This window comes from Inquilinus sp. Marseille-Q2685 (genome assembly GCF_916619195.1).
GTDB lineage: Bacteria > Pseudomonadota > Alphaproteobacteria > DSM-16000 > Inquilinaceae > Inquilinus.
Window position 1 is genome coordinate 139,569 of record NZ_CAKAKL010000003.1, and the last position, 22,117, is coordinate 161,685.

Below are 22,117 nucleotides of genomic sequence, written 5' to 3' on the forward strand. Positions count from 1 at the left end.
GATCAGCTCGCTGCCGCGACCTCCTCGTGCCGCACGTGGATCCAGTCGATCGTCTTCTTCCGCCAAAGGCTGTCGGTCAGCCCGTTCAGGGAATTGCCAACGATGCCGTAGATCCGCTGGATCCCGGCATCGGCCAGCATGTCGGCGATCAGATCGGCAACCGTTCTCTTGCCGGTCCTCCTGCAATCGGGTTGGGCGGCATGATAGCCGGAAGAGGCACTGTCCGAAGCCAGAACGATTCGATGGCGGCTGCAACAGGTTTCGTGGACCCCGGCATGCGGGCGTAGCGCTGCCCGGCCGGACCGCACTGCTCTAGGGTCCCGATCTTGCACCCTTTGGTAAGACAAATCGATCATCGAACGGCAGAGCCGACATGACCCATGCCATCGCCGCCGACCTTCCGTCGAGGCGCCTCAACGCCGGTGACTACAGGACCCTCGGCCTGGCCGCGCTCGGCGGCGCGCTGGAATTCTACGATTTCGTGGTCTTCATCTACTTTGCGGCCGCGGTCGGGCAGCTGTTCTTCCCGGCGGAGATTCCGGACTGGCTGCGCCAGTTCCAGACTTTCGGAATCTTCGCCGCCGGCTATCTGGTGCGGCCGCTGGGCGGGATCGTCATGGCGCATTTCGGCGACCGACTGGGCCGAAAGCAGATGTTCACGCTCAGCATCCTGCTGATGGCGGCGGCCACGCTCGGCATGGGGCTGCTGCCCACTTATGGCCAGATCGGCGTCTGGGCGCCGGTGGCCCTGCTGCTGCTGCGCATCCTGCAGGGTGCCGCGATCGGCGGCGAGGTCCCGGGCGCCTGGGTGTTCGTGGCCGAGCACGTGCCGGCCGACCGCATCGGCTATGCCTGCGGCACGCTGACCGCCGGGCTGACCGCCGGCATCCTGCTGGGATCGGTGGTGGCGACGGTGGTCAACGGCAGCTTCAGCCCGGCCGAGATCTCCGACTGGGCCTGGCGGCTGCCGTTCCTGCTCGGTGGCGCCTTCGGGCTGCTTTCGGTCCATCTGCGCCGGCTGCTGCACGAAACCCCGGTCTTCCAGGAGATGCAGGCCCGCAAGTCGCTGGCGGCGGAGCTGCCGCTGAAGGTGGTGGTGCGGGACCATATCGGCGCCGTGGTCGTATCGATGCTGCTGACCTGGGTGCTGGCGGCCTCGATCGTGGTGGTGATCCTGATGACGCCGGCGCTGCTGGCGAAGTTGAACGGCGTGCCGCTGCCGCTGGCGCTGGAGGCGAACACGCTCGCCACGCTGTGCCTGCTGATCGGCTGCATCGCCGCCGGCGCGATCATCGACCGGGTCGGCGCCGGCCGCTTCTTCACGATCGGCAGCCTGCTGCTCGGCCTCGGCATCTGGCTGTTCTACACCCGGGGCGCGGCCGACCCCGGCCTGCTGCTGCCCAGCTATGCCGCGACCGGTCTTCTGGTCGGAGTCGTCGGCGGCGTGCCCTTCGTCATGGTCCGCGCCTTTCCTGCGGCGGTCCGCTTCAGCGGCCTGTCCTTCTCCTACAACGTCTCTTACGCCGTGTTCGGCGGGCTGACGCCGCTGGCGATCCCGGCGCTGCTGGCGCTGAACCCGCTGGCGCATCTCTACTACATGCTGGCGCTCTGCCTTCTCGGCTGCGCCATCGGCCTGTGGCTGATGCGGCGGGAGGCCTGAAGCTTCAGCGCAGCATCAACACCGGGATCAGGCAGGACCGCACCATCGCGGTGGTGGTGCTGCCGATGATCAGGTTGCGGATGCGGGAATGGCCGTAGGCGCCCATCACCAGCAGGTCGATCGACGCCTCGGCCACCTCGGCCGCGATCACCGCCTCCGGCTCGCCGGGCAGGATCCGGGCCCGGATGTCCCAGCCGGCGTCGCGCAGCCTGGCCTCGGCGGCATCCAGCCTGGCCTCGGCCTCCTCGTCCGGGCTGCCGGCCATCAGCAGATGACCCTCCAGCCCGCGCAGCAGCTGGCCGCTGGCGATCAGCTCGACCGCCTTGGTCACGCTCGGGCCGCCGTCGAAGGCGATCAGGAAGCGCCGGATCGGCTTGAAGGCGCGGGCGGCGACCAGCACCGGCTTCTTGGCGGCGCGCGCCACCCGTTCGAGATTCGAGCCGGGATGCAGCTTGGCGAAATCCGCCGCCTCGCCGCGCTTGCCGATGACGATGACGCTGGCGTCGGGCTCGAACTCGCCGACCGTCTCGACCAGATCGCCGTTGTAGAGATGGGTGTCGACATCGGCGACGCCGGCCTCCTTCAGCCGGGCGCGGCCTTCGTCGAGGATCAGCCGGCCGCGCTTCTGCGACAGGCCGGCCCGCTGCTCGTCCATCGCCGCCAGCTCGGCCAGGATGTCCTGGGAATAGGCCACCAGCGTGCCGCTGATGTCGACCGGGATGGTCGACACCTCGCGGCGGCCCAGAACGTGCAGCAGCTCGACCGGCTGGTTCAGCCGCGAGGCGGCCCAGGCGGAAAGATCGCAGACGCTGTGGGAGTAGATCGAGCCGTCGATACAGGCGAGCACCTTGGCCATGCCATCGACTCCATGTTGGCCGCGCCCGCTCGGGGCCGATCGGCGACGATGGAAGACTGACTCAATGCCGATACCGACTCAACAATCTGGGGCGGGTTCGCTGCGTTCCAAGATGGGAACGCAGTCCGGCCTCCCGGCGCGCGGCCTCGTTGGAGCCGATGCCGGCCGATGCGATCAGCCAAAGGGGAGGGGAACCGCGGATCGCTCCGGCCTGTACACCCGGAAACGATCCACGACATGACCGGCAGGAGGACACCATGCCCGACGCCAGGGAAAAGCTGGTCGATTTCGTCACCAGACGGGCCTTCGACCCGGTCCTCAAGGCCCAGGCCGAGGGGAGGTCGGAGGCCGAGAAGCGCAAGCTGGAGCACGCCCAGGAGGCGACCCGGACCGAGATCGAGCGCTATCGCGGCTACGGCTCGGCGAAGGAGGTCGTGGTGAACTTCAAGCGGGACCTGGATTCGGAGCCGGCGCGCAAGGTGCATGCGGAGCTGAAGGCGCTGGGCCTGCCGACGGTCAACGACATCCGCGACGAGTTCGAATCGATGGCGAAGGAGCTCGGCGTCGACGCATCGCGCTGAGGATGCTGCGCGTCAGGCGGCTTCCGACAGCGGCGCCGAGGAGGCGGGCAGGGGGATGGCCAGGTCGATCACGGCCCGCAGCGGCAGGTGGTCCGACGCGATCCGCGACAACGGGCTGCGATGGACCTCGACCTGGCGAAGAACGCCCTGCGGCCAGCCCAGGATGCGGTCGAGCGAGACCAGGGGCAGCGGCGCGGGGAAGCTGGGCGGGCTCGCCTGCAGCGGCCCGAACAGGGCGCCGAGCGGCCGTAGCGAGGAGCGCCGCCCCGGGCGCCATTCGTTGAGGTCGCCGACCAGGAGCGTCGGCATGCTCTCGCCCGCGGCGATCTCGTCGAGGATCATGGCGGACTGGCGCATCCGGCAGCGGCGCAGCAGGCCGAAATGGGCCGCGACCACCCGCAGGCGGCCGGCGGGCAGGGCCAGCTCGGTGACGATGGCGCCGCGCGGCTCCGCCCCCGGCAGGTTGAGGCGACGCAGGCGGGTAACCTCGCCCTCGCGCACCAGCAGGGCGTTGCCGTGCCAGCCATGACCGTCGGGGAGATCGGAGACATGCACCAGATGCAGGCCGCTGTCGCGGCGCAGCGTCTCGGCATCGAGCAGGCCGGAGCGGCGGCCGAACCGGCGGTCCACCTCCTGCAGCGCGACCACGTCGGCATCGAGCTCCGCGACCACGGCGGCGATGCGCAGCGGATCGAAGCGCCGGTCCAGTCCGACACATTTGTGGACGTTGTACGAGCCGACGACGATCGGACGGGCGGAGGCCGTCTGGATCGGAGTCTCGGGCAGGATGCCGGTGCGGCAGGGTGCGTCGTACAGGGCCATCTGGGTTCCGAAGCCGGGACCGTCAGACAACGCCCGGAGACCACTCGGATGTAATATAATCGCCCGGCGGTGCCAAGACACCGCGACCGAATGTACCGGCCGTATGATCGAAGGGATGGGGAAAAATGGCTCCCTGGACTGGACTCGAACCAGTGACCCGCTGATTAACAGTCAGCTGCTCTACCAACTGAGCTACCAGGGAACATGGGCGCCGGATCGCTCCGGGCTGTTGGTGGCGCGGCTTATAGCAACCTCGCCCCGCCCTGCCAAGCCTGACGTGCACCCCCTTGTCACTTTTTGGAGATGCTGTCCCGACCGGCATTTTCGGCAGGCCGTTTGGAGGCGCGAGCCGGAATCGAACCGGCGTGCACGGATTTGCAGTCCGCTGCTTGACCACTCAGCCATCGCGCCCCGACGGCGGCCCCCGTATATCGTCCGCCGAGAAGCGGGGTCAAGAGACGAACGCGCCGGATTTCGGCAATGTTGCCGGGCTCGACGCCTCCGGCCGGCATCAGACCGATTGTGTTGCGAGCGCGAAGGCCGATATAACCGCTGCGTTTGAGAGCGCGGCGGCCGCCCGGTCGCTGCGCCTCGCCGTCCTCAGATGCGGAATCCCATGGTCGACTACGCAGCCGCCCGCCTGAACATGGTCGAAGGGCAGATCAAGCCCAACAAGGTCATCGACCAGGCCCTGATCGACGCCATGATGGCCGTCCCGCGTGAGCGCTTCGTGCCGGCCGACCGGCGGGGCGTCGCTTATGTCGACGAGGATGTGGCGATCGGCGGCGGCCGGGTGCTGATGGAGCCGCGGGTCCTCGGGCGTCTGCTGAACGACGCCCGGATCAAGCCCGACAGCCGCGTGCTGATCGTCGGTGCCGGCACCGGCTACAGCGCTGCCGTCGTCGCCCGGTTCGCCGGCAAGGTGGTGGCGCTGGAGGAGGACAAGGCGCTTCTCGCCACGGCGCGCGGAACCCTGTCGGAGCTCGGCGTGCAAGGCGTGACCCTGGCCGAAGGACGGCTGGCCGAGGGCTGGCCGGCCGAGGGACCCTACGACGTCATCCTGATCGACGGCGCCGTCGCCGAGGTGCCCGAGGCCCTGATCGCGCAGATGGCGCCCGGCGGCCGCCTGCTCACTGTGGTGGATGACGGCAACGGCGTCGGCCGTGCTATGCTGGTCAGCGCGGTCGATGGAGTCGCGTCGCAGCGCCCGCTGTTCGACGCGACGACGGCGATCCTGCCGGGCTTCGAGCGCAAGCCGGCCTTCCAGTTCTGAGCGTGGCAACGGGGCATCGGGTGCAGCAGTTCGAGATCGACGTGGCGACCCTGGCGGATTGGCGGCGCGACGGCACGGGGCATGTGCTGGTCGACGTGCGCGAGCCGCAGGAGCTGGCGGTGTGCCGGATCGAGGGCTCGCTCGACATCCCGATGGGCGAGATCCCGGGCCGGGTGGAAGAGATTCCGGGCGATCGCCCGGTGGTCGTCATGTGTCACCACGGGGGGCGCAGCGCGCAGGTGGTGCGGTGGCTTTCGGCGAGGGGCATGGACAACGTGGTCAATCTGCGCGGGGGCATCGACGCCTGGGCGCGCGAGATCGACCCAACCATGGGACGGTATTGACGATGACACGATATGGACGGTTCGGGCTCTCCACCGCGGTGTTGTCCGCCGTGCTGGTGCTGGGGGCCGGCCCGGCCTCGGCCCAGTCGATGACCGAGGCGCTGGCGTCGGCCTATGCCACCAATCCGGACCTCGCCGCCGACATCGCCAATTTGAAGGCGGTCAATGAAGGCGTCGCCCAGGCGCTGTCCGGCTACCGGCCGAATGTGAGCGCCAGCGCCAGCATCTCAAGCCAGTTCACCAACACCACCAGCGACAACGTCCCGACCTCGGGCGGCATCATCGATCAGCTGCAGCCCAGTGGCCAGAGAGGCGATCCTCTGAACGGCGGCGGCCGCGAGGGCTACTGGCACGAGGTCAACCCGGCCACGCTCGGCATCACGGTCACGCAGAACGTCTACAATGGCGGGCAGACCGAGGCCGCGGTCAACCAGGCCGAGAACACGGTCATGGCGACCCGCGCCGTGGTCCAGACCACCGAGCAGACGGTGCTGCTGGACGCCGCCACCGCCTATGCCGACGTGGTCCAGGCCCAGGCGGCGCTGGACGTGCAGCGCAACAACGAGGCGGTGCTGCGGCGGCAGCTGCAGGCGACCCAGGACCGGTTCAATGTCGGCGAGGTGACGCGCACCGACGTCAGCCAGGCCGAGGCCAGCCTGGCCAGCGCCACCGCCGGGCGGATCGAGGCCGAGGGCACCTTGCGCGCCAGCCGGGCCACCTTCGAGCGCTTCATCGGCCAGCCGCCGGGGACGCTGGAGACGCCGGCGGTGCCGGCCGGGCTGCCGACCTCGATGCAGGACGCGATCCCGAAGGCCCAGGCGAACTATCCGGGCATCGTCGCGGCGGTGTTCACCGAGCGCGCTGCGGCCGACAACATCGACCTGCAGTTCGGCGCGCTGCTGCCGCAGCTGAGCCTGCAGGCGCGGATCCAGCGGCAATATTCGACGGTCTCGCATCCGAAGAGCAGCAGCGGGGCGCAGAACCGCATCGATTCCGCGGCGATCGTGGCGCAGCTGACCATCCCGCTGTATTCCCAGGGCAACCAGGAATCGCTGGTGCGCCAGGCCCGCTACACCCATGGCCAGCGGCGGATCCAGATCGAATCGCAGCGCCGCACGGCGATCCAAGGGGCGGTGCAGGCCTGGCAGGCGCTGGTGACGGCGCGGGCGGCGATCAAGTCGTTCCAGGCCGCGGTCAAGGCCGAGCAGCTGGCGGTGGAAGGCCTGCAGCAGGAGGCCCAGGTCGGGTCGCGCACCGTGCTCGACGTGCTGACCGAGCAGCAGAACCTGCTCGAGGCCCAGCTCAGCCTGGTGCAGGCCCGGCGCAACGAGGTGGTCGCGGGCTATCAGCTGCGCAACGCGATCGGCACCCTGACGGCGCAGGACATGGGCCTGCCGGTCAAGGTCTACGACCCGGAGCCCGACTACCAGAAGACCCGCGCCCGCTGGTTCGGCACCTCCGTCGACGAGTGACGACCGTGCCTTCCGCGCGGCGGGTGAGATAGGTTTCCGTCGTTGCCGGGCTTGACCCGGCAATCCGGGGGTGTCGACAATCTCCGGATGCCCGGGCCAAGCCCGGGCATGACAATTTGATGGAAGTGAAAGACGATCGAGAGGATGAGCGAGACGCGGGCACAGCAGGAGCCGTCGATGGAGGAGATCCTGGCCTCCATCCGGCGCATGATCACCGAGGACGATCCGGCGCGCGGCCGGGCCGTCCCGGCCGACTCTGCGCGAGCCCAGCCGACGCCGTCCGCCTCGTCCTCTCCGGCCGATGACGACGTGCTGGAGCTGACCGAGGCGCTGGACGAGCCGCAACCGGCCGCGCCACCGCCGGCTGCAGCCGCGGAGGACGATTCCGTGGTCTCCCCGGCCAGCGCCAGCGCCGCGCTGGCCGCCCTGGCCCGGCTGAGCGCCGCGGCCCCGCCGGCGGCGACGGTGCACAAGAGCCAGACGGTGGACGATCTGGTGCGCGAATTGCTGCGGCCCATGCTGAAGGAATGGCTCGACGCCAACCTGCCGCGGCTGGTCGAGCAGGCGGTCGAGCGGGAGGTATCCCGCATCGCCCGCGGCGCCGTCCGGCGCTGACCCGCCCCTCCGCTTCACCGCTCCATCGTCAAGATTTCGAGAATACGGAAGGTTCAGCCATGCTGGACAAGACTTACGGGCCGCGCGAGGTCGAAGCCAAGCTCTATCCCGAATGGGAAGACAGCGGCGCCTTCGCCAACAACGTCCAGTCGAACGCGGCGCCCTTCACCATCATGATGCCGCCGCCGAACGTGACCGGCAGCCTGCATATGGGCCATGCCTTCAACATGACCCTGCAGGACGTGCTGACGCGCTTCAACCGGCGGCGCGGTCGCGACGCGCTGTGGCAGCCCGGCACCGACCATGCCGGCATCGCCACCCAGATGGTGGTCGAGCGCGAGTTGGCGAAGCAGGGCGTCAAGCGCCAGGATCTCGGCCGCGAGGGCTTCCTGGAGAAGGTCTGGGAGTGGAAGGCGCAGTCCGGCGGGGCCATCACCAGCCAGTTGCGCCGCCTCGGCGCCACCCCGAACTGGACGCGCGAGCGCTTCACCATGGACGAGGGCCTGTCCCGCGCCGTGGTCAAGGTGTTCGTGCAGCTGCATCGCGAGGGCCTGATCTACCGCGACAAGCGGCTGGTGAACTGGGATCCGAAGCTGCGCACCTCGGTCTCCGATCTCGAGGTCGAGCAGAAGGAGACCAAGGGCCATCTCTGGCACTTCCGCTACCCGATCGAGGGGCAGGAGGGCCAGTATATCGTCGTGGCCACGACCCGGCCGGAGACGATGCTGGGCGACGCCGCCGTCGCCGTGCATCCGGATGACGAGCGCTACAAGGACCTGGTCGGCAAGCACGCGATCCTGCCGCTGGTCGGCCGCCGCATCCCGATCGTGGCCGACGAATACTCCGACCCAGAGAAGGGCTCGGGCGCGGTGAAGATCACCCCGGCGCACGACTTCAACGATTTCGAGGTCGGCCGCCGCCACGACCTGCCGCTGATCAACATCCTCGACGAGGAGGCGCGGCTGAACGACCAGGTGCCGGAGGCTTATCGCGGCCTCGACCGGTACGAAGCGCGCAAGCGCGTGGTCGCCGACCTTGAGGCGCTGGGGCTGGTCGAGAAGATCGAGGACCATGTCCATGCGGTGCCGCATGGCGACCGCGGCGGCGTGCCGATCGAGCCGTTCCTGACCGAGCAGTGGTATCTGAAGGCCGAGGTGCTGGCGAAGCCGGCGATCGAATCGGTCGAGCAGGGCCGCACCGTGCTGCTGCCGAAGATGGCGGAGAGCATCTTCTTCGAGTGGATGCGCAACATCCAGCCCTGGTGCATCAGCCGGCAGCTGTGGTGGGGCCACCAGATCCCGGCCTGGTACGGGCCGGATGGCACGATCTTCGTTGAGGAGAGCGAGGCCGAGGCCAAGGCCGCCGCCGAGAACCACTACGGCGAGCCGGTCGAGCTGCGGCGCGAGACCGACGTGCTCGACACCTGGTTCTCCTCCGCCCTGTGGCCGTTCTCGACGCTCGGCTGGCCGGACCGGACGCCGGAGCTCCAGCGCTACTATCCCGGCGACGTGCTGGTCACCGGCTTCGACATCATCTTCTTCTGGGTCGCCCGGATGATGATGATGGGCATCCATTTCATGGGCGAGGTGCCGTTCCGCACCGTGTACTTCCACTCCCTGGTCCGCGACGAGAAGGGCCAGAAGATGTCGAAGTCCAAGGGCAACGTCATCGACCCGCTAGACCTGGTCGACCGCTACGGCGCGGACGCGCTGCGCATGACCCTGGTGTCGCTGGCCGCCGGCCGCGACATCAAGCTGGGGCCGCAGCAGGTCGAGGGCTATCGCAACTTCGCCACCAAGCTGTGGAACGCGGCACGTTTCTGCGAGATGAACGAGTGCCGGCCGGTGCCCGGCTACGACCCGGCGGCGAACAAACTGACGCTGAACCGCTGGATCGTCGGCGAGGTGGTGAAGACGGCGGAGAAGGCGGCCGCGGCGCTGGAAGGCTTCCGCTTCAGCGAGGCGGCGCAGGCGCTGTACCAGTTCACCTGGGCCGGCTTCTGCGACTGGTATCTCGAATTCGCCAAGCCGGTCTTCTCGGGCGAGGACGCGGCGGCCAAGGCCGAGACCCGGGCCACCGCGGCCTGGGCGCTGGAGCAGATCCTGCACCTCTTGAACCCGATCATGCCGTTCGAGACCGAGGAGCTGTGGCGGCATCTCGCCGACCGCGGCGACGCCACGCTGGTGACCCAGCCCTGGCCGGACTATCCGGCCGGCCTGGTCGACCCGCAGGCGGCGGCGGAGATGGACTGGGTGATCCGCCTGATCTCGGCGGTCCGCACCATCCGGTCGGAGATGAACGTGCCGCCCTCGGCCGAGCTGGCGGCGACGCTGCGCGGCGCCTCGCCGGAGACCAAGGGCCGGCTCGAGACCCATGGCGCGCTGATCCGCCGCCTGGCCCGGCTGGCCTCGATCGAGGCCTCGGAGGCGGAGCCGGCGAAGGGCTCCGCCCAGGCGGTGGTTGACGAGGCGACGCTGGTGCTGCCGCTGGCCGGGATCATCGATCTCGACAAGGAGCGGGCGCGGCTGACCAAGGAGATCGAGAAGAACGCCTCCGAGGTCGAGAAGATCGACCGCAAGCTCGGCAACGCCCAGTTCCTGGAGAAGGCGCCGGACGAGGTGGTCGAGGAGCAGCGCGAGCGCCGCGCCGAGGCCCAGGCCGCGATCGAGCGGCTGCGCGACGCCCTGGCCCGGGTCGCCGGCTAGCGGCCGGCCGTCGCCGCGGACCGATATCTCATCGGCCGCCCGGGAGCGATCCCGGGCGGCCGCATTGTTGTGTGCTCTCCAGTCGGAAGCAGGGAACCGGCCGCGGATGGCGGCTCGTTGACCTGATGAGCGGGTCGCGCGGAGACGCCCCGCGGGGCATCGCCCGACCCGCCGCCTGCCTGCAACCGGACGGCCATGGGCCGAGGGAGAGCGTCATGAGAATAGCCGAGGTGATGACCAGCGATGTCGCGGTGGTGCGGCCGCGGGACAGCATTCGCCATGCGGCGCAGCGGATGGACGACCTGAACATCGGGTCGCTGCCGGTGTGCGACGGCAAGCGTCTGGTCGGCATGATCACCGACCGCGACATCACCGTCCGCGTGACCGCCGCAGGGCTGGACCCGGAAAATACGGCGGTCTCGGACGCCATGTCCCAGGATGTGCGCTGGTGCTGGGCGGATGACGACGTCGAGGAGGTGTCGGAGCTGATGGGCGAGGCCCAGGTCCGCCGCGTCCCCGTGATCAATGCCGACAAGCAGCTGGTCGGCATGGTCTCGCTCGGCGACTTGTCGACCAAGCACGCACCGGGCGCGGCGGAAACGCTGGAGGAGGTATCGACTCCCTCCGTCCCCGATCGAAGCGGGAGAGAGACATGAGCGCGACCGGCCTGGAAGTCTTCGACAAGACGCTGCAGACCACCAACATCTGGCTGAACGAGATCGGCGAGACGCTGGGGCCCGACCGGCAGCGCTGCTACCACGCGCTGCGCGCCGTCCTGCAGACGCTGCGGGACCGGCTGAGCGTCGAATCGGCCGCCCATCTCTCGGCCCAACTGCCGATGCTGGTGCGCGGCATCTTCTATGACGGCTACCACCCGAGCGGCACCCCCGAGACGGTGCGCAGCCAGGACGAGTTCCTGCAGCGGGTCTCGGCGCGGCTGGACAGCGGCCGGGCGATCGATTCCGGCGATGCGGCCCGAGCCGTGTTCGCTGTCCTGGCCCATCACATGCCCGAAGGCACGGTGCGCCACGTGACCGACACTCTGCCGGACGAGATCCGGCGGCTGTTCCCGCAGCAACCCGCGCACTGACCGCGCTTCGGCGCCCGCGATTCAACCTTGACAAAAAAAGTTGTCAAGGTTGGAATGGGGCATGCTGGACGTGGATGTCATCGATGACCCGGCGGCCGCAGCGGCCGCGCTCGAGCCGGTCCGCAGCCGCCTGCTGGCGGAGCTGGCCGAGCCGGCGTCGGCCGCCGGGCTGGCGACCCGGCTCGGGATCCCGCGGCAGAAGGTGAACTACCATCTGCGGGCGCTGGAGGCGCACCGGCTGGTCCGCGAGGCGGAGACGCGGCGCTGGGGCGGCCTGACCGAGCGGCTCTATGTTGCCACCGCCACCTCCTATCTCGTCTCGCCGCAGGCGCTGGGACCGGTCGCCGCCGATCCCGGGCGCACCTCCGACCGGCTGTCGGCCAGCTACCTGATCGCGCTGGCCGCCCGCATCGTGCGCGAGGTCGGCGGCCTGTGGCGCGCCGCCCGCCGCGCCGAGAAGCGGCTGGCCACCCTGTCGATCGACACCGAGATCCGCTTCGCGTCGCCGGCCGACCGGGCCGCCTTCACCCAGGAGCTGACGGCGTCGATCGCCGCCCTGGCGGCGCGCTACCACAACGCGTCGGTGCCGGGCGGGCGGGACCACCGCCTGGTCCTGATGGCCTATCCCAAGCCCGCCGACTTATCGAAAGGGGAGCAGGCATGCCATTGAAGAGCGACGCGACGCGGCGCTGGGTCGAGCTCGACGTGCTGCTGCCGGGGACGCCGGAACAGGTGTGGCAGGCGATCGCCACCGGCCCCGGCCTCAGCGCCTGGTTCACCGCCACCCAGGTCGAGGAGCGGGTCGGCGGAGCCATCCGCTTCGAGTTCGGCGAGGGCATGGCTTCCGCCGGCACCGTCACGGCCTGGGAGCCGCCGTTCCGTTTCGCCTATGAGGAGACGGGCTGGAACGGCGAGGCTCCGCCGGTGGCGACGGAATGCGTCATCACCAGCCGGTCCGGCGACACCTGCGTGCTGCGGCTGGTCCACACCCTGTTCACCACCGACGGCCGCTGGGACGACGAGCTGGAGGGCTTTGAATCCGGCTGGCCGGGCTTCTTCGTCATCCTGCAGCTGTATCTGAAGCGGTTCGCCGGCCTGCCGGCGGCGCCGGCCCGGGCCATGGCCATGCATCCGGGCCCCGACCTCGCCGCCTGGACCGACCTGGCCGGCCGGCTCGGCTTCGCCGGCGCGAATGTCGGCGAACGATGGGCCACGCCGGCCGGTGTCCCGGCGCTGGCCGGGACGGTGGAGCGGGTGCAACAGGACGCCAAGTCGCGCGAGGTGACCGTGGCGCTGGACCAGCCGGCGCCCGGCATCGCGTTGATCGGGGTCCATGGCTGGCAGGGCCGGGCCCGGGTGGCGGCGAGCGTCTTCTTCTACGGCGACCGCGCCGCCGACACCGCCGCCCGGTTCGAGGCCGAGCTGCGCCGTTGGACCCGCGAAACCTATCCGGACAAGGAAGAGGGTTAGCCATGCCCGTGAAGAAGGACGAGACCGGTCGCCGTTATGTCGAGGCCGAGGTCGAGGTGCCCGGCACGCCGGAGGAGGTGTGGCAGGCGATCGCCACCGGGCCCGGCATCACCTCCTGGTTCGTGCCGACCGAGGTGGAGGAGCGGGTGGGGGGCGCCGTGACCGCCAATTTCGGGCCGGGGATGGATTCGCTGGCCACCATCACGGCATGGGATCCGCCGCACCGCTTCGCCGCCGACAGCCGCGACGGCATGGGCCCGGGCGGCCCGACCATCGCCACCGAATGGAGCGTGGAGGCCAAGGCCGGCGGCACCTGCATCGTCCGGGTGGTCCACGCCTGGTTCGCCGACGGCGACGACTGGGACGCCCAGTTCGAGGGGCACGAGCACGGGTGGCGGTCGTTCTTCCGCATCCTGCGCCTGTATCTCGCCCACTTCCGTGGTCAGCACGGCGCGAACCTTCAGCTGATGGGCGTGGGATCGGAACCGACCGCCTCGGAAGCTTGGGTTGCCCTGACCGGGCGGCTCGGCATTGCCGGGGCCGGGCCGGGCCGGCGGGTGCAATCGGCGGCCGGCGCACCGGCTTTGGCCGGGCAGGTCGAGAGCATTGGCCCGGACGAGCATCCGGAGCTGCTGCTGCGGCTCGACGCGCCGGCGCCCGGCATCGCCCATCTCTTCGCCTTGCCGATGGCCGGCCAGGTCTTTCTGCCGGTGCGGCTCTATCTGTTCGGCAACCAGCCGGCGGCCGTCGCCGCGCGGGAGGGGCCGGCGTGGCAGGCCTGGATGGCCCGCCACTTCCCGATGCCGGCCCAGCCGGGCTAGATGAATTGCCGATGCAGCGAAGCCTCAGACCTGTCGCATGCCACCGTCGACGCAAAGCTCGACGCCGGCGATGAAGCTCGCCTCGGTGCTCAGCAGGAAGAGCGTCGCCGCCGCCACCTCAGCAGGCTGCGCCATACGGCCAAGTGGAATCGATGCGATCACCGCCGCGCGCATCTCATCAGGAGTTCTTGCCATCATCTCGGTGTCCGTCGGCCCTGGAGCGACGACATTCACGCGGATGCCGCGCGGTGCGAGCTCGGCCGTCCAGGTTCGGGCATAGGAGCGCAGCGCGGCCTTGGTCGCGCCGTAGGTGCCATAGGAGGGAAAGCCGGCCGCCCCTGCGATCGACCCGACGAGGACGACCGAGCTGCCATCGGCCAAGGCGTCGAGCGCCGCTTTCAGCCCGAAAACCGGACCACGGACATTGACCGCGAAAAGACGGTCGAAATGGTCCGTCGTCTCGGCGGCCAGGAGCGCCGGCTCGGCCATGCCGGCATTCAGCACCAGCGCGTCGATGCGGCCGCAAGCTTCCTTCACGGATGCCACGACTCGCGTCAGATCCTCCGGCGCGCTTGCATCCGCAACAAGACCGCGCGCGCCGCCACCGATCTTGGAGGCTGCGGCCTCAACCTCACCGGCGACTCGACCGGTGAGAAAGACGGTCGCTCCCTCCTCCGACAGCCGCTCGGCAATAGCAAAGCCGATCCCCTTTGCGCCGCCAACCACGAGCGCCACCTTGTCCATCATCCGAGCCATCACAAGTCCTTCAAATGAGTGATGACGTCCCATATATACGGTGTATATCTGATATCAAGAACGCACCTTGAGTAGCCTAGATATGGTGGACGATACCGACCTCGCGCTCCTGTCAGATCGGGTGCTCTCCGATATGGCGCGCATACGCCCGGTGCTCGACAAGATCGCCGACAAGTGGACGATCATGATCCTGACGGTGATCTGTCCCAAGCCGTCGCGCTTCAACGAGATCAAGCGGCGGCTGGACGGGATCACGCACAAGGCGCTCGCCGATGCCCTGAAGCGCTTGGAGCGCAACGGTCTGGTTACGCGGACCGTGCTGCCGACAGCGCCGATCGGTGTCGAATATGCCATAACTCCGCTGGGGCACTCGCTGCGCGAACCGTTCGAGGCTCTGTGTGCTTGGGCACTGCAATATGGTGACGCGATCGAGGAAGCTCGGGTCGCCAGCGAGCGCGCGAGTGCGAGGAATTGAGCTTCGTTGAATGATGGCTGACGGGGCGTCGGCCTTTGGCGTAATGGCGGCCTTCGGGCGTTTTCCGCCACAACACTGGTCGGTTCAGCGCTCGAAGGTGCCGACCAGCTCGGCCTCGCCGACGACATGCGGCCGGGCGGCGCGCCAGATCTGCTCGACCGTCGCCTTGGGCGGCAGGTCCAGCCTCGGCACGTCCAGCGCGGCCAGCCGGAAGTGATAGTGGTGCCGGCCATGGCCCCGCGGCGGCTGCGGCCCGTCCCAATGGGCGTTGCCGAAGTCGTTGACGCCATGGCCGAGGCTTTCGGTCTTGGCTCCCGCCGTGGTGCCTTCCGGCAGGCGGTCGCGGCTGCCCATGATGTTGTAGACGGCCCAGTGGCGGAAGGTGCCGGAGGGCGCGTCCGGATCGTCCACCACCAGGACATAGCTCTGCGTGGTGGGTGGCGGATCCTGCCATTCGAGCGGCGGCGAGACGTTGTCGCCGTCCCGGGAATATTTGGGCGGGATCGGATCACCGTCGCCGAAGGCCGGGCTGTTGAGGATGAAGGCCATGCTCGTCTCCGTTCTTCGGGGCCTCACTTGGCAACCCGACGGGGGCGAGCACGGTTCCGCGGCCAGGGCGCCTCAGTCCGCGCGCCTCAGCTGGCCTCGCGCTCCAGCAGGGCGCGCTTGCGATCGACGCCCCAGCGGTAGCCGGACAGGTCGCCGTCGGAGCGGACCACGCGGTGGCAGGGGATGGCGACTGCCAAGTCGTTGGCGGCGCAGGCCTGGGCCACCGCGCGCACCGCCTTGGGCCGGCCGATGCGCTTGGCGATCTCGGCGTAGCTGGCGGTGCTCCCGGCCGGGATGGCACGCAACGCCTGCCATACCTTCTGCTGGAAGGCGGTGCCGCGGATGTCGAGCGGAAGATCCAGCATCACCTCCCCATTGGCGGCCGACGGCGCCTCGACGAAGCCGACCACCCGGGCCACCAGCTGCTCGAACTCCGCGTCGCCGCCGACCAGCCGGGCCTTGGGGAAACGATCCTGCAGCTCCTCCAGCAGCGCCTGCGGGTCGTCGCCGAACTGGATGGCGACGATGCCCTTCCCGGTCGCCGCCACCAGGATGGCGCCGAGATGACATTGCCCGATGGCGAAGCGGATCTCCGCCCCGGTGCCGCCGTCGCGGAAGGCGGTCGGGGTCATGCCCAGCCGTTGCGGCGCCGCGGCGTAGAATCGGCCGTTGGAGTTGAAGCCGGCGCCGTAGATCGCCTCGGTGACGGTCCCGGTCTGCTCCAGCTCGTCGCGCATGCGGTCGGCGCGATGGGCGTCGGCATAGGCCTTGGGGGTGACGCCGGCGACCGACTTGAACATGCGGTGGAAGTGGAAGCGGCTCAGCCCGGCGGCCTCGGCCAGCTCGTCCAGGCTCGGCATCTCCTCGGCCGTCTCGATCTTGCGGCAGGCCGCGACCACCAGGGCGGTCTGGCGTTCGGCCAGCGACATCTCGTTCGGCTTGCAGCGCCGGCAGGGACGGAAGCCGGCGCGCTCGGCCGCAGCGGGGTCGGCATGGAAGCTGGCATTCTCGCGCCGCGGATGGCGCGAGGCGCAACTCGGCCGGCAATAGATCCCGGTGGTGCGGACGGCGAAGACGAAGACGCCGTCGGCGGCGCGGTCGCGGCGCAGCACCGCGGCCCAGCGGACCTCGTCATTGGCGAAGGCCGGGGCGGGGACGGGAGGCGGGGGAATGAAGCCCATGGGTCGCTCCTGTTCGACGGTGGGATCGACAGGTCCCGCTGATATGGGGATGCCGATCGTCCCCTCGAAGATGGCGGGCCGCGCGTCCGCCGACACTCCGGCCCTTGCTCTCAAATTCGAGGTCCGGCTGCGACCCGGTTCTTGCGATCGAATTCGGCGGCAACAAGCGGAGCGCGGGGCGGAGCCTGCGCGAGGATGCTCGCGCTCCCGTCTCCATCCGCGAGCACTTGATGTCCGCCACCGCCCCGCTTCCCGCGCCGTTCCGCCGCTTGGCCTGGTCCAACCTGGCCGCGCAGTCGGCGGAGCAGATCGGCCTGGCCGCCGCGCCGATCGTCGCCGTGCTCGCCCTCGGCGCCGGGGCCGGCGGCACCGGCCTGCTGCAGACCGTGCAGACCTTGCCGTTCCTGCTGCTGTCCCTGCCGGCCGGGCTCCTGGCCGACCGGTCGTCGCGCCGCCGGATGATGGCGGCGGCGGAGGCGCTGCGGGCACTGTCGCTGCTGGCCGTGCTGCTGCTCCTCTCGACTGGCGGCCTCAGCCTCGGCCTGCTGGCGGCGCTCGGCTTCCTCGGCGCCGCCGGCACCGTGGCCTACAGCGTGGCGGCGCCGTCCCTGGTGCCGGACCTGGTGCCGCGGGCGGATCTCCCGGCCGCGAACGGACGGATCGAGCTGGCGCGCAGCGCCGCCTTCGCCGCCGGTCCGGCCGTGGCCGGCGCGCTGGTGGCCTGGACCGGCGCCGGCCCAGCGTTCGCCATGGCCGCGGCCCTGTCGGTCCTGGCCGCGATCCTGCTGGCCGGCATCCGCGAGCCGCAACGGCCGGCGATGCCGCGCCGCCACGCCCTGCAGGACCTGCGCGAGGGCGCCTCCTTTGTCCTGACCCATCCGCTGCTGCGGCCGGTGCTGCTGACCGCGGTGTTCTTCAACATCGGCTGGTTCGTGCTGCAGGCGATCTATGTGCCCTATGCGGTCGGCCATCTTTGCCTCGGCGCCTCTGCAGTCGGCGCCACGCTGGCGGTCTATGGCGTCGGCATGGTGCTGGCCGCGCTGGCGGCGCCGCGGATCGCCCGGCGCATGCCGTTCGGGCCGCTGCTGCTGGTCGGCCCGTTCTCCGGCCTTGCCGGGGCGCTGCTGATGCTGCTGACCGTCTGGCTGCCCTTCGCCCCGATCGCAGGCCTGGCCTTCTTCCTGTTCGGCGCCGGGCCGGTGCTGTGGGTGATCGCCTCGACCACCCTGCGCCAGGCGGTGACCCCGCCGGCGATGCTGGGCCGGGTCTCGGCGATCATCACCATGGCCACCTTCGGCGCCCGCCCGCTCGGCGCCGCCATCGGCGGGCTGGTCGGCGACAGCCACGGCGCCGCCGCCTGCCTGGCCATTGCCGCGATCGGATTCGTCGTCCAGGCCCTGGTGATCGCCGGCTCGCCGGTGCCGCGCCTCGCCGCTCTGCCGACAGGGTAGGGGCATCAGCGCGACCGGTCGCGCCGCCCCGCCACCAGGGCCACCGTCCCGAAGCCGGCGCCGATCAGGCAAATCAGCGGCCAGCCGCCCGCCGCCCAGGCGGCGCCGGCGGCGGCCGAGCCGACCGCGCCGCCCAGGAAGAACAGGCCGACGAACAGCCCGTTCAGCCGGCCGCGCGCCTCCGGCCGCAGCAGGTTGACGGCGCGGCGGCCCAGCGTCTGGTCGCCGGTGACTCCGATGTCCAGCACCACGGCGGCGAGCCCCAGGACCACCAGCGGCAGCAGCATACCGCCCGGCGGCGCCGCGCCGGCCCAGGCGGCCAGGGCGAAGGCGCCGATCACGGCAAGATGCGAGACCAGGGTCGCCGGTCGGGTCCAGCCGCGGTCGCCGGCCCGGCCGGCCAGCGGCGTCACCGCGGCACCGCCGGCGCCGACCAGGGCGAACAGCGCGATGCCGCCTTGGCCCAGGCCGAAGGGCGGCATCGCCAGGCGCAGCGCCACCGCGGTCCAGAACAGGCTGAAACCCGCCATTACCAGGCTTGCCGTCAGCGCCCGGGCGCGCAGCACCGGCTCCTCGCGCAGCAGGCGCCACAGCGAGGCGATCAGTGCGGGATAGGTCGTCCCAGCGGCCGGCTGCCGCCGCGGCAGGCGGGCGGCCAGCACCAGGGTCAGCAGCGCCATGGCGGCGGCGCTGGCCAGGGAGAAGCCGCGCCAGCCGGCGATGCCGGCGATGGCGCTGGCCAGCGGGCGGGACAGCAGTATGCCGACCATGAGCCCGCCCATGACGTCGCCGATGACGCGGCCGCGCCGTTCCGGCGGCGCCATGGCGGCGGCGATCGGCACCAGGATCTGGATGGCGGAGCAGGCGGCCCCCAGCAGCATCAGTGCCGGCAGCAGCGTGGCGGCGGTCGGCGCCACGGCGGCCAGCCCGGCACAGACGGCGGCGGAGGCGAGCATCCGCAGGATCAGCCGCCGATTCTCGGCCAGGTCGGCCAGCGGCACCAGCAGGAACAGGCCGGCGGCATAGCCGAGCAGCGTCGCCATCGCCATCAGCCCGGCCGCGGCGGCGGACAGACCCAGCGACGGGCCGATCAGCCCGGCCAGGGTCTGCGGCGCGAACAGGTTGGTGACGATGATGCCGACCGAGGTGCCGAACAGCAGGATCAGCGGACGGGTGAGGGAGGCTTCGGGCTGCGCCGGGGCCTGGGCCGCAGAGTCGCTGGTGACTGACATGATCCGCTTGAATGATGAAAGGGAATATCAGCCGTAAGCTTTATTCGTCGCTCGCAAGATGATACAATTCAATTCTTCCTATAAAGATTATGCGGACTTGGTATGAATATCCCGGATCTGGAAGCCTTCGTCGCGGTGGTGGAGACCGGGTCGATCGTCGGCGCCTCGGCCCGGCTGAACCTGCCCGACGGCGAGGTACGCGGTGAGTTCCGGCTGGGCGTTATGCCGTATCTGTCGGAGGCGGCGCTGTCGGTGCCGCTCGACCGGCTGCGCGCCGAATTTCCGCAGCTCACGCTCCGCGTCACCTCGGGCTGGTCGGTGCGGCTGGTCGACCAGGTGACGCGCAGCGAATTGGACGCCGCCGCGCTGTGCCTTCCGGATGGCATCAGCCCGCCGGAGGATCTGGTCGGCGAGGATCTCGGCACCCAGCGCGTGCTGCTGGTGGCGGCGCCGTCCCTCGGCGTGCCGAAGCCGGCGAGCCTGGCGGAGCTGTCGCGCTTTCCCTGGATCATGAACGAGAGCGGCTGCGGCTTCCGCGCCTATCTGCGGCAGCGCTTCGAGGCCGAGCGCCTGCCGTTCCAGGTGGCGATCGAGGCGCTGAGCGCCGATCTGCGGATGTCGCTGGTCGCCCGGGGCCTCGGCATCGGCATCCTCACCCCGTCCGCCTTCGCCGACAGCCGCTGGCGGGACGCGGTGGAGGTGGTCGAGGCCGTGGACTTCCAGCCGCGGGTTCGGGCCTGGATGCTGCACCGGCCGCCGGCGGGCCGCCTGGCCCAGCCTATCGCGGCGTTCCGCGACGGGCTGGCCCAGGCCCTGGCGCTGCCCGGGCCGTTCCTGGCCTGACGGCGCGGAACGGCCCGACGACGAGCCCGCTACTGTGCCGCTCGATTGACCGTCGGGGTGATGTCGATCGAGACCGGCTGCGTCGGCAGCGGATAACGAGTCTCGACGGGATCCGACAGGTTCAGCTTCTTGAGGTCGATCCGCATGACCGTCGGGTTGTCGTAGGTGCGGAAGTTGAAGATCTTCTCCGTCAGCTCCTTGACCACGACCACCTGGGGGTAGTCGTACTCCGGCGTCCCGCCCTCCTGCGTCCTCGAGGCGCTGGTGCCTTTCGGGATGTCGACGGTGTTGAGCAGGTGCAGCGCCAGGTTGCAGGCCTCTTCGCTGTTCTTCGGCCGCTGGGCATGCTCCGCGAAGTGCTTGTTGAAGACGGTGCGGATGAAGCGGGACGGCGGGGTCGAATCCCCCGGCACCCCCCGCATGCCGCTGCCGTGCCCCGCCTGCGCGAAGCGCTTCAGGCCGATCTCGATCGGCTCGGCGTCGACGTTGGACAGGCCGACATAGTTCTGGATGTTGGTGATCTGCCAGGGGAAGGGCGGGTCGTTGGTCACCACGCCGACCGGGTTGTCGTAGATATGGGTCTCGCGGTCGGTGAACTCGACGACGATGCTCCGGCCAGCCTCGTCATGGATCGGGAAATGCAGCGGCGACTTTTCATCCAGCACCAGATCCCCCCAGACCTCGATCTCATGGTTGTGCAGCCTGTGCTTGACCTCGTCGACGGTGGCGCAGGTGCCGAGCACCCAGCTGGCGAAGAGCTCGGCGATCACGGCCTTGTCGTGAGGCACGTCGTGCTTGTAGCGCGTGGTGGGCAGCCACAGGGCGCCGATGCTCAGCCCCCTCTCGTTCATGCCGTCGGAGATGATGTTCCTGTTGTAGGCGCTGGTGCCGACATAGCCGTACTTGGCGTTCCAGCTGTAGCCCTGCCTGCCCTCGGGCGCCGGGCTTTGCTTCAGGGTGCCTCTGCCGCCGACCAGGATTTGGGATTGGAGGTCCGTTCCGAACTCCACGCTGCGCCCGTTGACGACGCTGGCATCGCGCGCCACCAGCAGAAAATCGGTGCACATAACTGCCTCCTCGGGTGAGGGATCCCGCCCGGAACCGGCGAAATCGGCCGGCCGGCAAGTCTCCGTGCCAGGACGGGACCCGGGTGACGTCAGGTTCAAAGGAGCGCGGCGGCGATGTCTTCGGGCCAATCGCCCATTGCCGTCCGAGCCGAGGCCAGGATGGCATCTGTCCGCCCGAGCCGGTAGGTCCAGATGACTGCTATCGTTGGATCCAGATCTGTAAAATCCAATACTATGATTTTAGTCTGATATCAGGTGGATATGGTGCCTATTGCCGTACATATGCTGCCCCTTCGCCCGTGACGCACACGGCCGGCTTTCTTCGTCTCCAGTTGGACGAGCCACGCCGAGACCCTCTTCTCGGTGGGGTCATCCTTCACGGGAGGCACCATTGGGTCGCGACAACCGGCCAGGATGCCGGACGATGTCCGGCCGGCCGTCCGTCGCCAGGATCGCCGACCGATCGGGATCGGCGATCGGCTCCGTGCCTAGCCCTTCTTGTCGGGCGCTTGGGTCTGCGGGATCGGCGTCTGGCTGGACTGGATCTGGCTCTGTTCGCCTTTCGCCTCGGCCTGGGCGCTGTAGGGGCAGGCGAGGGCTGGTGACGCGACCAGTAGCGCTGCGACGGCAAATGCGATGAGCTTCATATCGGCCTCCCGTTCCTGCGCCGGAGCGCCGGATCGGGGATCCGGGCCGCAACGCGATGACATGAGGGATCGATCGGGCTCATCGTACCTGTTTGGACCGGATCTGGAAAGCCGTCGGCCCGGACGGCCAGGGCTCCGCATCCAAGTTTCAGAGACCAGAACGTTGCTCCCCTTTTCTGTCATTGCCCGGCTTGAACGGGCAATCCA

Annotated in this window: 24 protein-coding genes and 2 tRNA genes; 15 read left to right on the top strand and 11 right to left on the bottom strand. The window is 69.7% G+C overall.

Annotated elements, in window-relative coordinates; translation table 11 throughout:
• Positions 1-2: 2 nt before the first annotated feature.
• On the bottom strand, positions 3-356 hold the full coding sequence (locus tag LG391_RS18420; protein ID WP_225769496.1) for a thiamine pyrophosphate-binding protein: 354 nt from the start codon (positions 354-356) through the stop codon (positions 3-5).
• A 17-nt stretch (positions 357-373) separates the two neighbouring features.
• Between LG391_RS18420 and LG391_RS18425 the strand changes: the two genes are divergently transcribed.
• Positions 374-1,660 (top strand): MFS transporter, encoded by a 1,287-nt coding sequence (locus LG391_RS18425; RefSeq protein WP_225769497.1) that lies wholly within the window; start codon positions 374-376, stop codon positions 1,658-1,660.
• A gap of 4 nt (positions 1,661-1,664) precedes the next feature.
• On the opposite strand, the gene LG391_RS18430 is transcribed toward LG391_RS18425, so the two are convergent.
• Positions 1,665-2,516 carry a universal stress protein gene (locus tag LG391_RS18430; RefSeq protein WP_225769498.1) on the bottom strand — a complete coding sequence of 284 codons (852 nt, stop codon included), beginning with the start codon at positions 2,514-2,516 and terminating at the stop codon, positions 1,665-1,667.
• Positions 2,517-2,773: 257 nt separating this feature from the next.
• Between LG391_RS18430 and LG391_RS18435 the strand changes: the two genes are divergently transcribed.
• Positions 2,774-3,097, top strand: coding sequence for a hypothetical protein (locus LG391_RS18435; protein WP_225769499.1), 324 nt, complete (start codon positions 2,774-2,776; stop codon positions 3,095-3,097).
• A 12-nt stretch (positions 3,098-3,109) separates the two neighbouring features.
• Here the strand turns inward: LG391_RS18435 and LG391_RS18440 are convergent, their stop codons facing one another.
• The 3 genes from LG391_RS18440 to LG391_RS18450 form a co-directional block, all read right to left on the bottom strand.
• Positions 3,110-3,919: an endonuclease/exonuclease/phosphatase family protein gene (locus LG391_RS18440; protein WP_225769500.1), complete on the bottom strand. Its 810-nt coding sequence runs from the start codon at positions 3,917-3,919 to the stop codon at positions 3,110-3,112.
• 126 nt (positions 3,920-4,045) lie between these two features.
• Positions 4,046-4,121: transfer RNA gene (locus tag LG391_RS18445), tRNA-Asn, on the bottom strand.
• A 135-nt stretch (positions 4,122-4,256) separates the two neighbouring features.
• Positions 4,257-4,330, bottom strand: a tRNA-Cys gene (locus LG391_RS18450).
• A gap of 205 nt (positions 4,331-4,535) precedes the next feature.
• Between LG391_RS18450 and LG391_RS18455 the strand changes: the two genes are divergently transcribed.
• The 10 genes from LG391_RS18455 to LG391_RS18500 all read left to right on the top strand — a co-directional run bounded on the left by LG391_RS18455 (position 4,536) and on the right by LG391_RS18500 (position 13,709).
• On the top strand, positions 4,536-5,192 hold the full coding sequence (locus LG391_RS18455) for a protein-L-isoaspartate O-methyltransferase (RefSeq protein WP_225769501.1): 657 nt from the start codon (positions 4,536-4,538) through the stop codon (positions 5,190-5,192).
• 20 nt (positions 5,193-5,212) lie between these two features.
• The gene (locus LG391_RS18460; protein WP_225769502.1) at positions 5,213-5,536 is read left to right on the top strand and encodes a rhodanese-like domain-containing protein; all 324 of its coding nucleotides are present in this window, start codon (positions 5,213-5,215) and stop codon (positions 5,534-5,536) included.
• Positions 5,537-5,538: 2 nt separating this feature from the next.
• On the top strand, positions 5,539-7,008 hold the full coding sequence (locus LG391_RS18465) for a TolC family outer membrane protein (protein WP_225769503.1): 1,470 nt from the start codon (positions 5,539-5,541) through the stop codon (positions 7,006-7,008).
• Between the two features lie 144 nt (positions 7,009-7,152).
• Entirely contained in the window at positions 7,153-7,623 is a 471-nt protein-coding gene (locus tag LG391_RS18470) for a DUF2497 domain-containing protein (RefSeq protein ID WP_225769504.1), read from the top strand.
• Positions 7,624-7,682: 59 nt separating this feature from the next.
• Positions 7,683-10,328: a valine--tRNA ligase gene (locus tag LG391_RS18475; protein ID WP_225769505.1), complete on the top strand. Its 2,646-nt coding sequence runs from the start codon at positions 7,683-7,685 to the stop codon at positions 10,326-10,328.
• A 215-nt stretch (positions 10,329-10,543) separates the two neighbouring features.
• Positions 10,544-10,984, top strand: coding sequence for a CBS domain-containing protein (locus tag LG391_RS18480; RefSeq protein WP_225769506.1), 441 nt, complete (start codon positions 10,544-10,546; stop codon positions 10,982-10,984).
• Positions 10,981-11,418 carry a DUF2267 domain-containing protein gene (locus LG391_RS18485; protein WP_225769507.1) on the top strand — a complete coding sequence of 146 codons (438 nt, stop codon included), beginning with the start codon at positions 10,981-10,983 and terminating at the stop codon, positions 11,416-11,418. Before LG391_RS18480 ends, LG391_RS18485 begins: the two co-directional genes overlap by 4 nt.
• Before the next feature lie 61 nt (positions 11,419-11,479).
• Positions 11,480-12,088 (top strand): helix-turn-helix domain-containing protein, encoded by a 609-nt coding sequence (locus tag LG391_RS18490; RefSeq protein WP_225769508.1) that lies wholly within the window; start codon positions 11,480-11,482, stop codon positions 12,086-12,088.
• Entirely contained in the window at positions 12,079-12,888 is an 810-nt protein-coding gene (locus LG391_RS18495) for an SRPBCC domain-containing protein (RefSeq protein WP_225769509.1), read from the top strand. The genes LG391_RS18490 and LG391_RS18495 overlap by 10 nt, the downstream gene beginning before the upstream one ends.
• Positions 12,889-12,890: 2 nt before the next feature.
• A complete protein-coding gene (locus LG391_RS18500) occupies positions 12,891-13,709 on the top strand; it encodes an SRPBCC domain-containing protein (protein WP_225769510.1) in 819 nt (272 codons plus the stop codon).
• A 24-nt stretch (positions 13,710-13,733) separates the two neighbouring features.
• Here the strand turns inward: LG391_RS18500 and LG391_RS18505 are convergent, their stop codons facing one another.
• Positions 13,734-14,456 (bottom strand): SDR family NAD(P)-dependent oxidoreductase, encoded by a 723-nt coding sequence (locus LG391_RS18505; protein ID WP_225769511.1) that lies wholly within the window; start codon positions 14,454-14,456, stop codon positions 13,734-13,736.
• A gap of 91 nt (positions 14,457-14,547) precedes the next feature.
• On the opposite strand from LG391_RS18505, the gene LG391_RS18510 reads away from it, so the two are divergent.
• Entirely contained in the window at positions 14,548-14,940 is a 393-nt protein-coding gene (locus LG391_RS18510) for a helix-turn-helix domain-containing protein (protein WP_225769512.1), read from the top strand.
• 84 nt (positions 14,941-15,024) lie between these two features.
• Here LG391_RS18510 and LG391_RS18515 read toward each other — a convergent pair whose 3' ends face one another.
• Together LG391_RS18515 and ada are read right to left on the bottom strand one after the other, a co-directional pair.
• On the bottom strand, positions 15,025-15,489 hold the full coding sequence (locus LG391_RS18515) for a YbhB/YbcL family Raf kinase inhibitor-like protein (protein ID WP_225769513.1): 465 nt from the start codon (positions 15,487-15,489) through the stop codon (positions 15,025-15,027).
• A gap of 86 nt (positions 15,490-15,575) precedes the next feature.
• On the bottom strand, positions 15,576-16,670 hold the full coding sequence (gene ada / locus LG391_RS18520; protein WP_225769514.1) for a bifunctional DNA-binding transcriptional regulator/O6-methylguanine-DNA methyltransferase Ada: 1,095 nt from the start codon (positions 16,668-16,670) through the stop codon (positions 15,576-15,578).
• 230 nt (positions 16,671-16,900) lie between these two features.
• On the opposite strand from ada, the gene LG391_RS18525 reads away from it, so the two are divergent.
• Positions 16,901-18,121: an MFS transporter gene (locus tag LG391_RS18525; protein ID WP_225769515.1), complete on the top strand. Its 1,221-nt coding sequence runs from the start codon at positions 16,901-16,903 to the stop codon at positions 18,119-18,121.
• Positions 18,122-18,126: 5 nt separating this feature from the next.
• Here the strand turns inward: LG391_RS18525 and LG391_RS18530 are convergent, their stop codons facing one another.
• Positions 18,127-19,353, bottom strand: coding sequence for an MFS transporter (locus LG391_RS18530; RefSeq protein WP_225769516.1), 1,227 nt, complete (start codon positions 19,351-19,353; stop codon positions 18,127-18,129).
• A 102-nt stretch (positions 19,354-19,455) separates the two neighbouring features.
• Here LG391_RS18530 and LG391_RS18535 point away from each other — a divergent pair, with 102 nt between their 5' ends.
• On the top strand, positions 19,456-20,196 hold the full coding sequence (locus tag LG391_RS18535) for a substrate-binding domain-containing protein (RefSeq protein WP_225769517.1): 741 nt from the start codon (positions 19,456-19,458) through the stop codon (positions 20,194-20,196).
• 29 nt (positions 20,197-20,225) lie between these two features.
• On the opposite strand, the gene LG391_RS18540 is transcribed toward LG391_RS18535, so the two are convergent.
• Both LG391_RS18540 and LG391_RS18545 read right to left on the bottom strand, forming a co-directional pair.
• On the bottom strand, positions 20,226-21,263 hold the full coding sequence (locus tag LG391_RS18540; protein WP_225769518.1) for a linear amide C-N hydrolase: 1,038 nt from the start codon (positions 21,261-21,263) through the stop codon (positions 20,226-20,228).
• A gap of 488 nt (positions 21,264-21,751) precedes the next feature.
• Positions 21,752-21,910 carry a hypothetical protein gene (locus LG391_RS18545; protein WP_225769519.1) on the bottom strand — a complete coding sequence of 53 codons (159 nt, stop codon included), beginning with the start codon at positions 21,908-21,910 and terminating at the stop codon, positions 21,752-21,754.
• Between the last annotated feature and the right edge of the window lie 207 nt (positions 21,911-22,117).

Excerpts from the sequence above, each read along its gene's own strand:
- LG391_RS18425 (WP_225769497.1), top strand. The coding sequence starts at position 374 with ATGACCCATGCCATCGCCGCCGACCTTCCGTCGAGGCGCCTCAACGCC.
- LG391_RS18420 (WP_225769496.1), bottom strand. The coding sequence starts at position 356 with ATGATCGATTTGTCTTACCAAAGGGTGCAAGATCGGGACCCTAGAGCA.
- LG391_RS18545 (WP_225769519.1), bottom strand. The coding sequence starts at position 21,910 with ATGAAGCTCATCGCATTTGCCGTCGCAGCGCTACTGGTCGCGTCACCA.
- LG391_RS18495 (WP_225769509.1), top strand. The coding sequence starts at position 12,079 with ATGCCATTGAAGAGCGACGCGACGCGGCGCTGGGTCGAGCTCGACGTG.
- LG391_RS18505 (WP_225769511.1), bottom strand. The coding sequence starts at position 14,456 with ATGATGGACAAGGTGGCGCTCGTGGTTGGCGGCGCAAAGGGGATCGGC.
- LG391_RS18465 (WP_225769503.1), top strand. The coding sequence starts at position 5,539 with ATGACACGATATGGACGGTTCGGGCTCTCCACCGCGGTGTTGTCCGCC.
- LG391_RS18510 (WP_225769512.1), top strand. The coding sequence starts at position 14,548 with ATGGTGGACGATACCGACCTCGCGCTCCTGTCAGATCGGGTGCTCTCC.
- LG391_RS18435 (WP_225769499.1), top strand. The coding sequence starts at position 2,774 with ATGCCCGACGCCAGGGAAAAGCTGGTCGATTTCGTCACCAGACGGGCC.
- LG391_RS18515 (WP_225769513.1), bottom strand. The coding sequence starts at position 15,489 with ATGGCCTTCATCCTCAACAGCCCGGCCTTCGGCGACGGTGATCCGATC.
- LG391_RS18455 (WP_225769501.1), top strand. The coding sequence starts at position 4,536 with ATGGTCGACTACGCAGCCGCCCGCCTGAACATGGTCGAAGGGCAGATC.
- LG391_RS18470 (WP_225769504.1), top strand. The coding sequence starts at position 7,153 with ATGAGCGAGACGCGGGCACAGCAGGAGCCGTCGATGGAGGAGATCCTG.
- LG391_RS18485 (WP_225769507.1), top strand. The coding sequence starts at position 10,981 with ATGAGCGCGACCGGCCTGGAAGTCTTCGACAAGACGCTGCAGACCACC.
- LG391_RS18525 (WP_225769515.1), top strand. The coding sequence starts at position 16,901 with ATGTCCGCCACCGCCCCGCTTCCCGCGCCGTTCCGCCGCTTGGCCTGG.
- LG391_RS18440 (WP_225769500.1), bottom strand. The coding sequence starts at position 3,919 with ATGGCCCTGTACGACGCACCCTGCCGCACCGGCATCCTGCCCGAGACT.
- LG391_RS18530 (WP_225769516.1), bottom strand. The coding sequence starts at position 19,353 with ATGTCAGTCACCAGCGACTCTGCGGCCCAGGCCCCGGCGCAGCCCGAA.
- LG391_RS18490 (WP_225769508.1), top strand. The coding sequence starts at position 11,480 with ATGCTGGACGTGGATGTCATCGATGACCCGGCGGCCGCAGCGGCCGCG.
- LG391_RS18480 (WP_225769506.1), top strand. The coding sequence starts at position 10,544 with ATGAGAATAGCCGAGGTGATGACCAGCGATGTCGCGGTGGTGCGGCCG.
- ada (WP_225769514.1), bottom strand. The coding sequence starts at position 16,670 with ATGGGCTTCATTCCCCCGCCTCCCGTCCCCGCCCCGGCCTTCGCCAAT.
- LG391_RS18500 (WP_225769510.1), top strand. The coding sequence starts at position 12,891 with ATGCCCGTGAAGAAGGACGAGACCGGTCGCCGTTATGTCGAGGCCGAG.
- LG391_RS18430 (WP_225769498.1), bottom strand. The coding sequence starts at position 2,516 with ATGGCCAAGGTGCTCGCCTGTATCGACGGCTCGATCTACTCCCACAGC.
- LG391_RS18540 (WP_225769518.1), bottom strand. The coding sequence starts at position 21,263 with ATGTGCACCGATTTTCTGCTGGTGGCGCGCGATGCCAGCGTCGTCAAC.
- LG391_RS18475 (WP_225769505.1), top strand. The coding sequence starts at position 7,683 with ATGCTGGACAAGACTTACGGGCCGCGCGAGGTCGAAGCCAAGCTCTAT.
- LG391_RS18535 (WP_225769517.1), top strand. The coding sequence starts at position 19,456 with ATGAATATCCCGGATCTGGAAGCCTTCGTCGCGGTGGTGGAGACCGGG.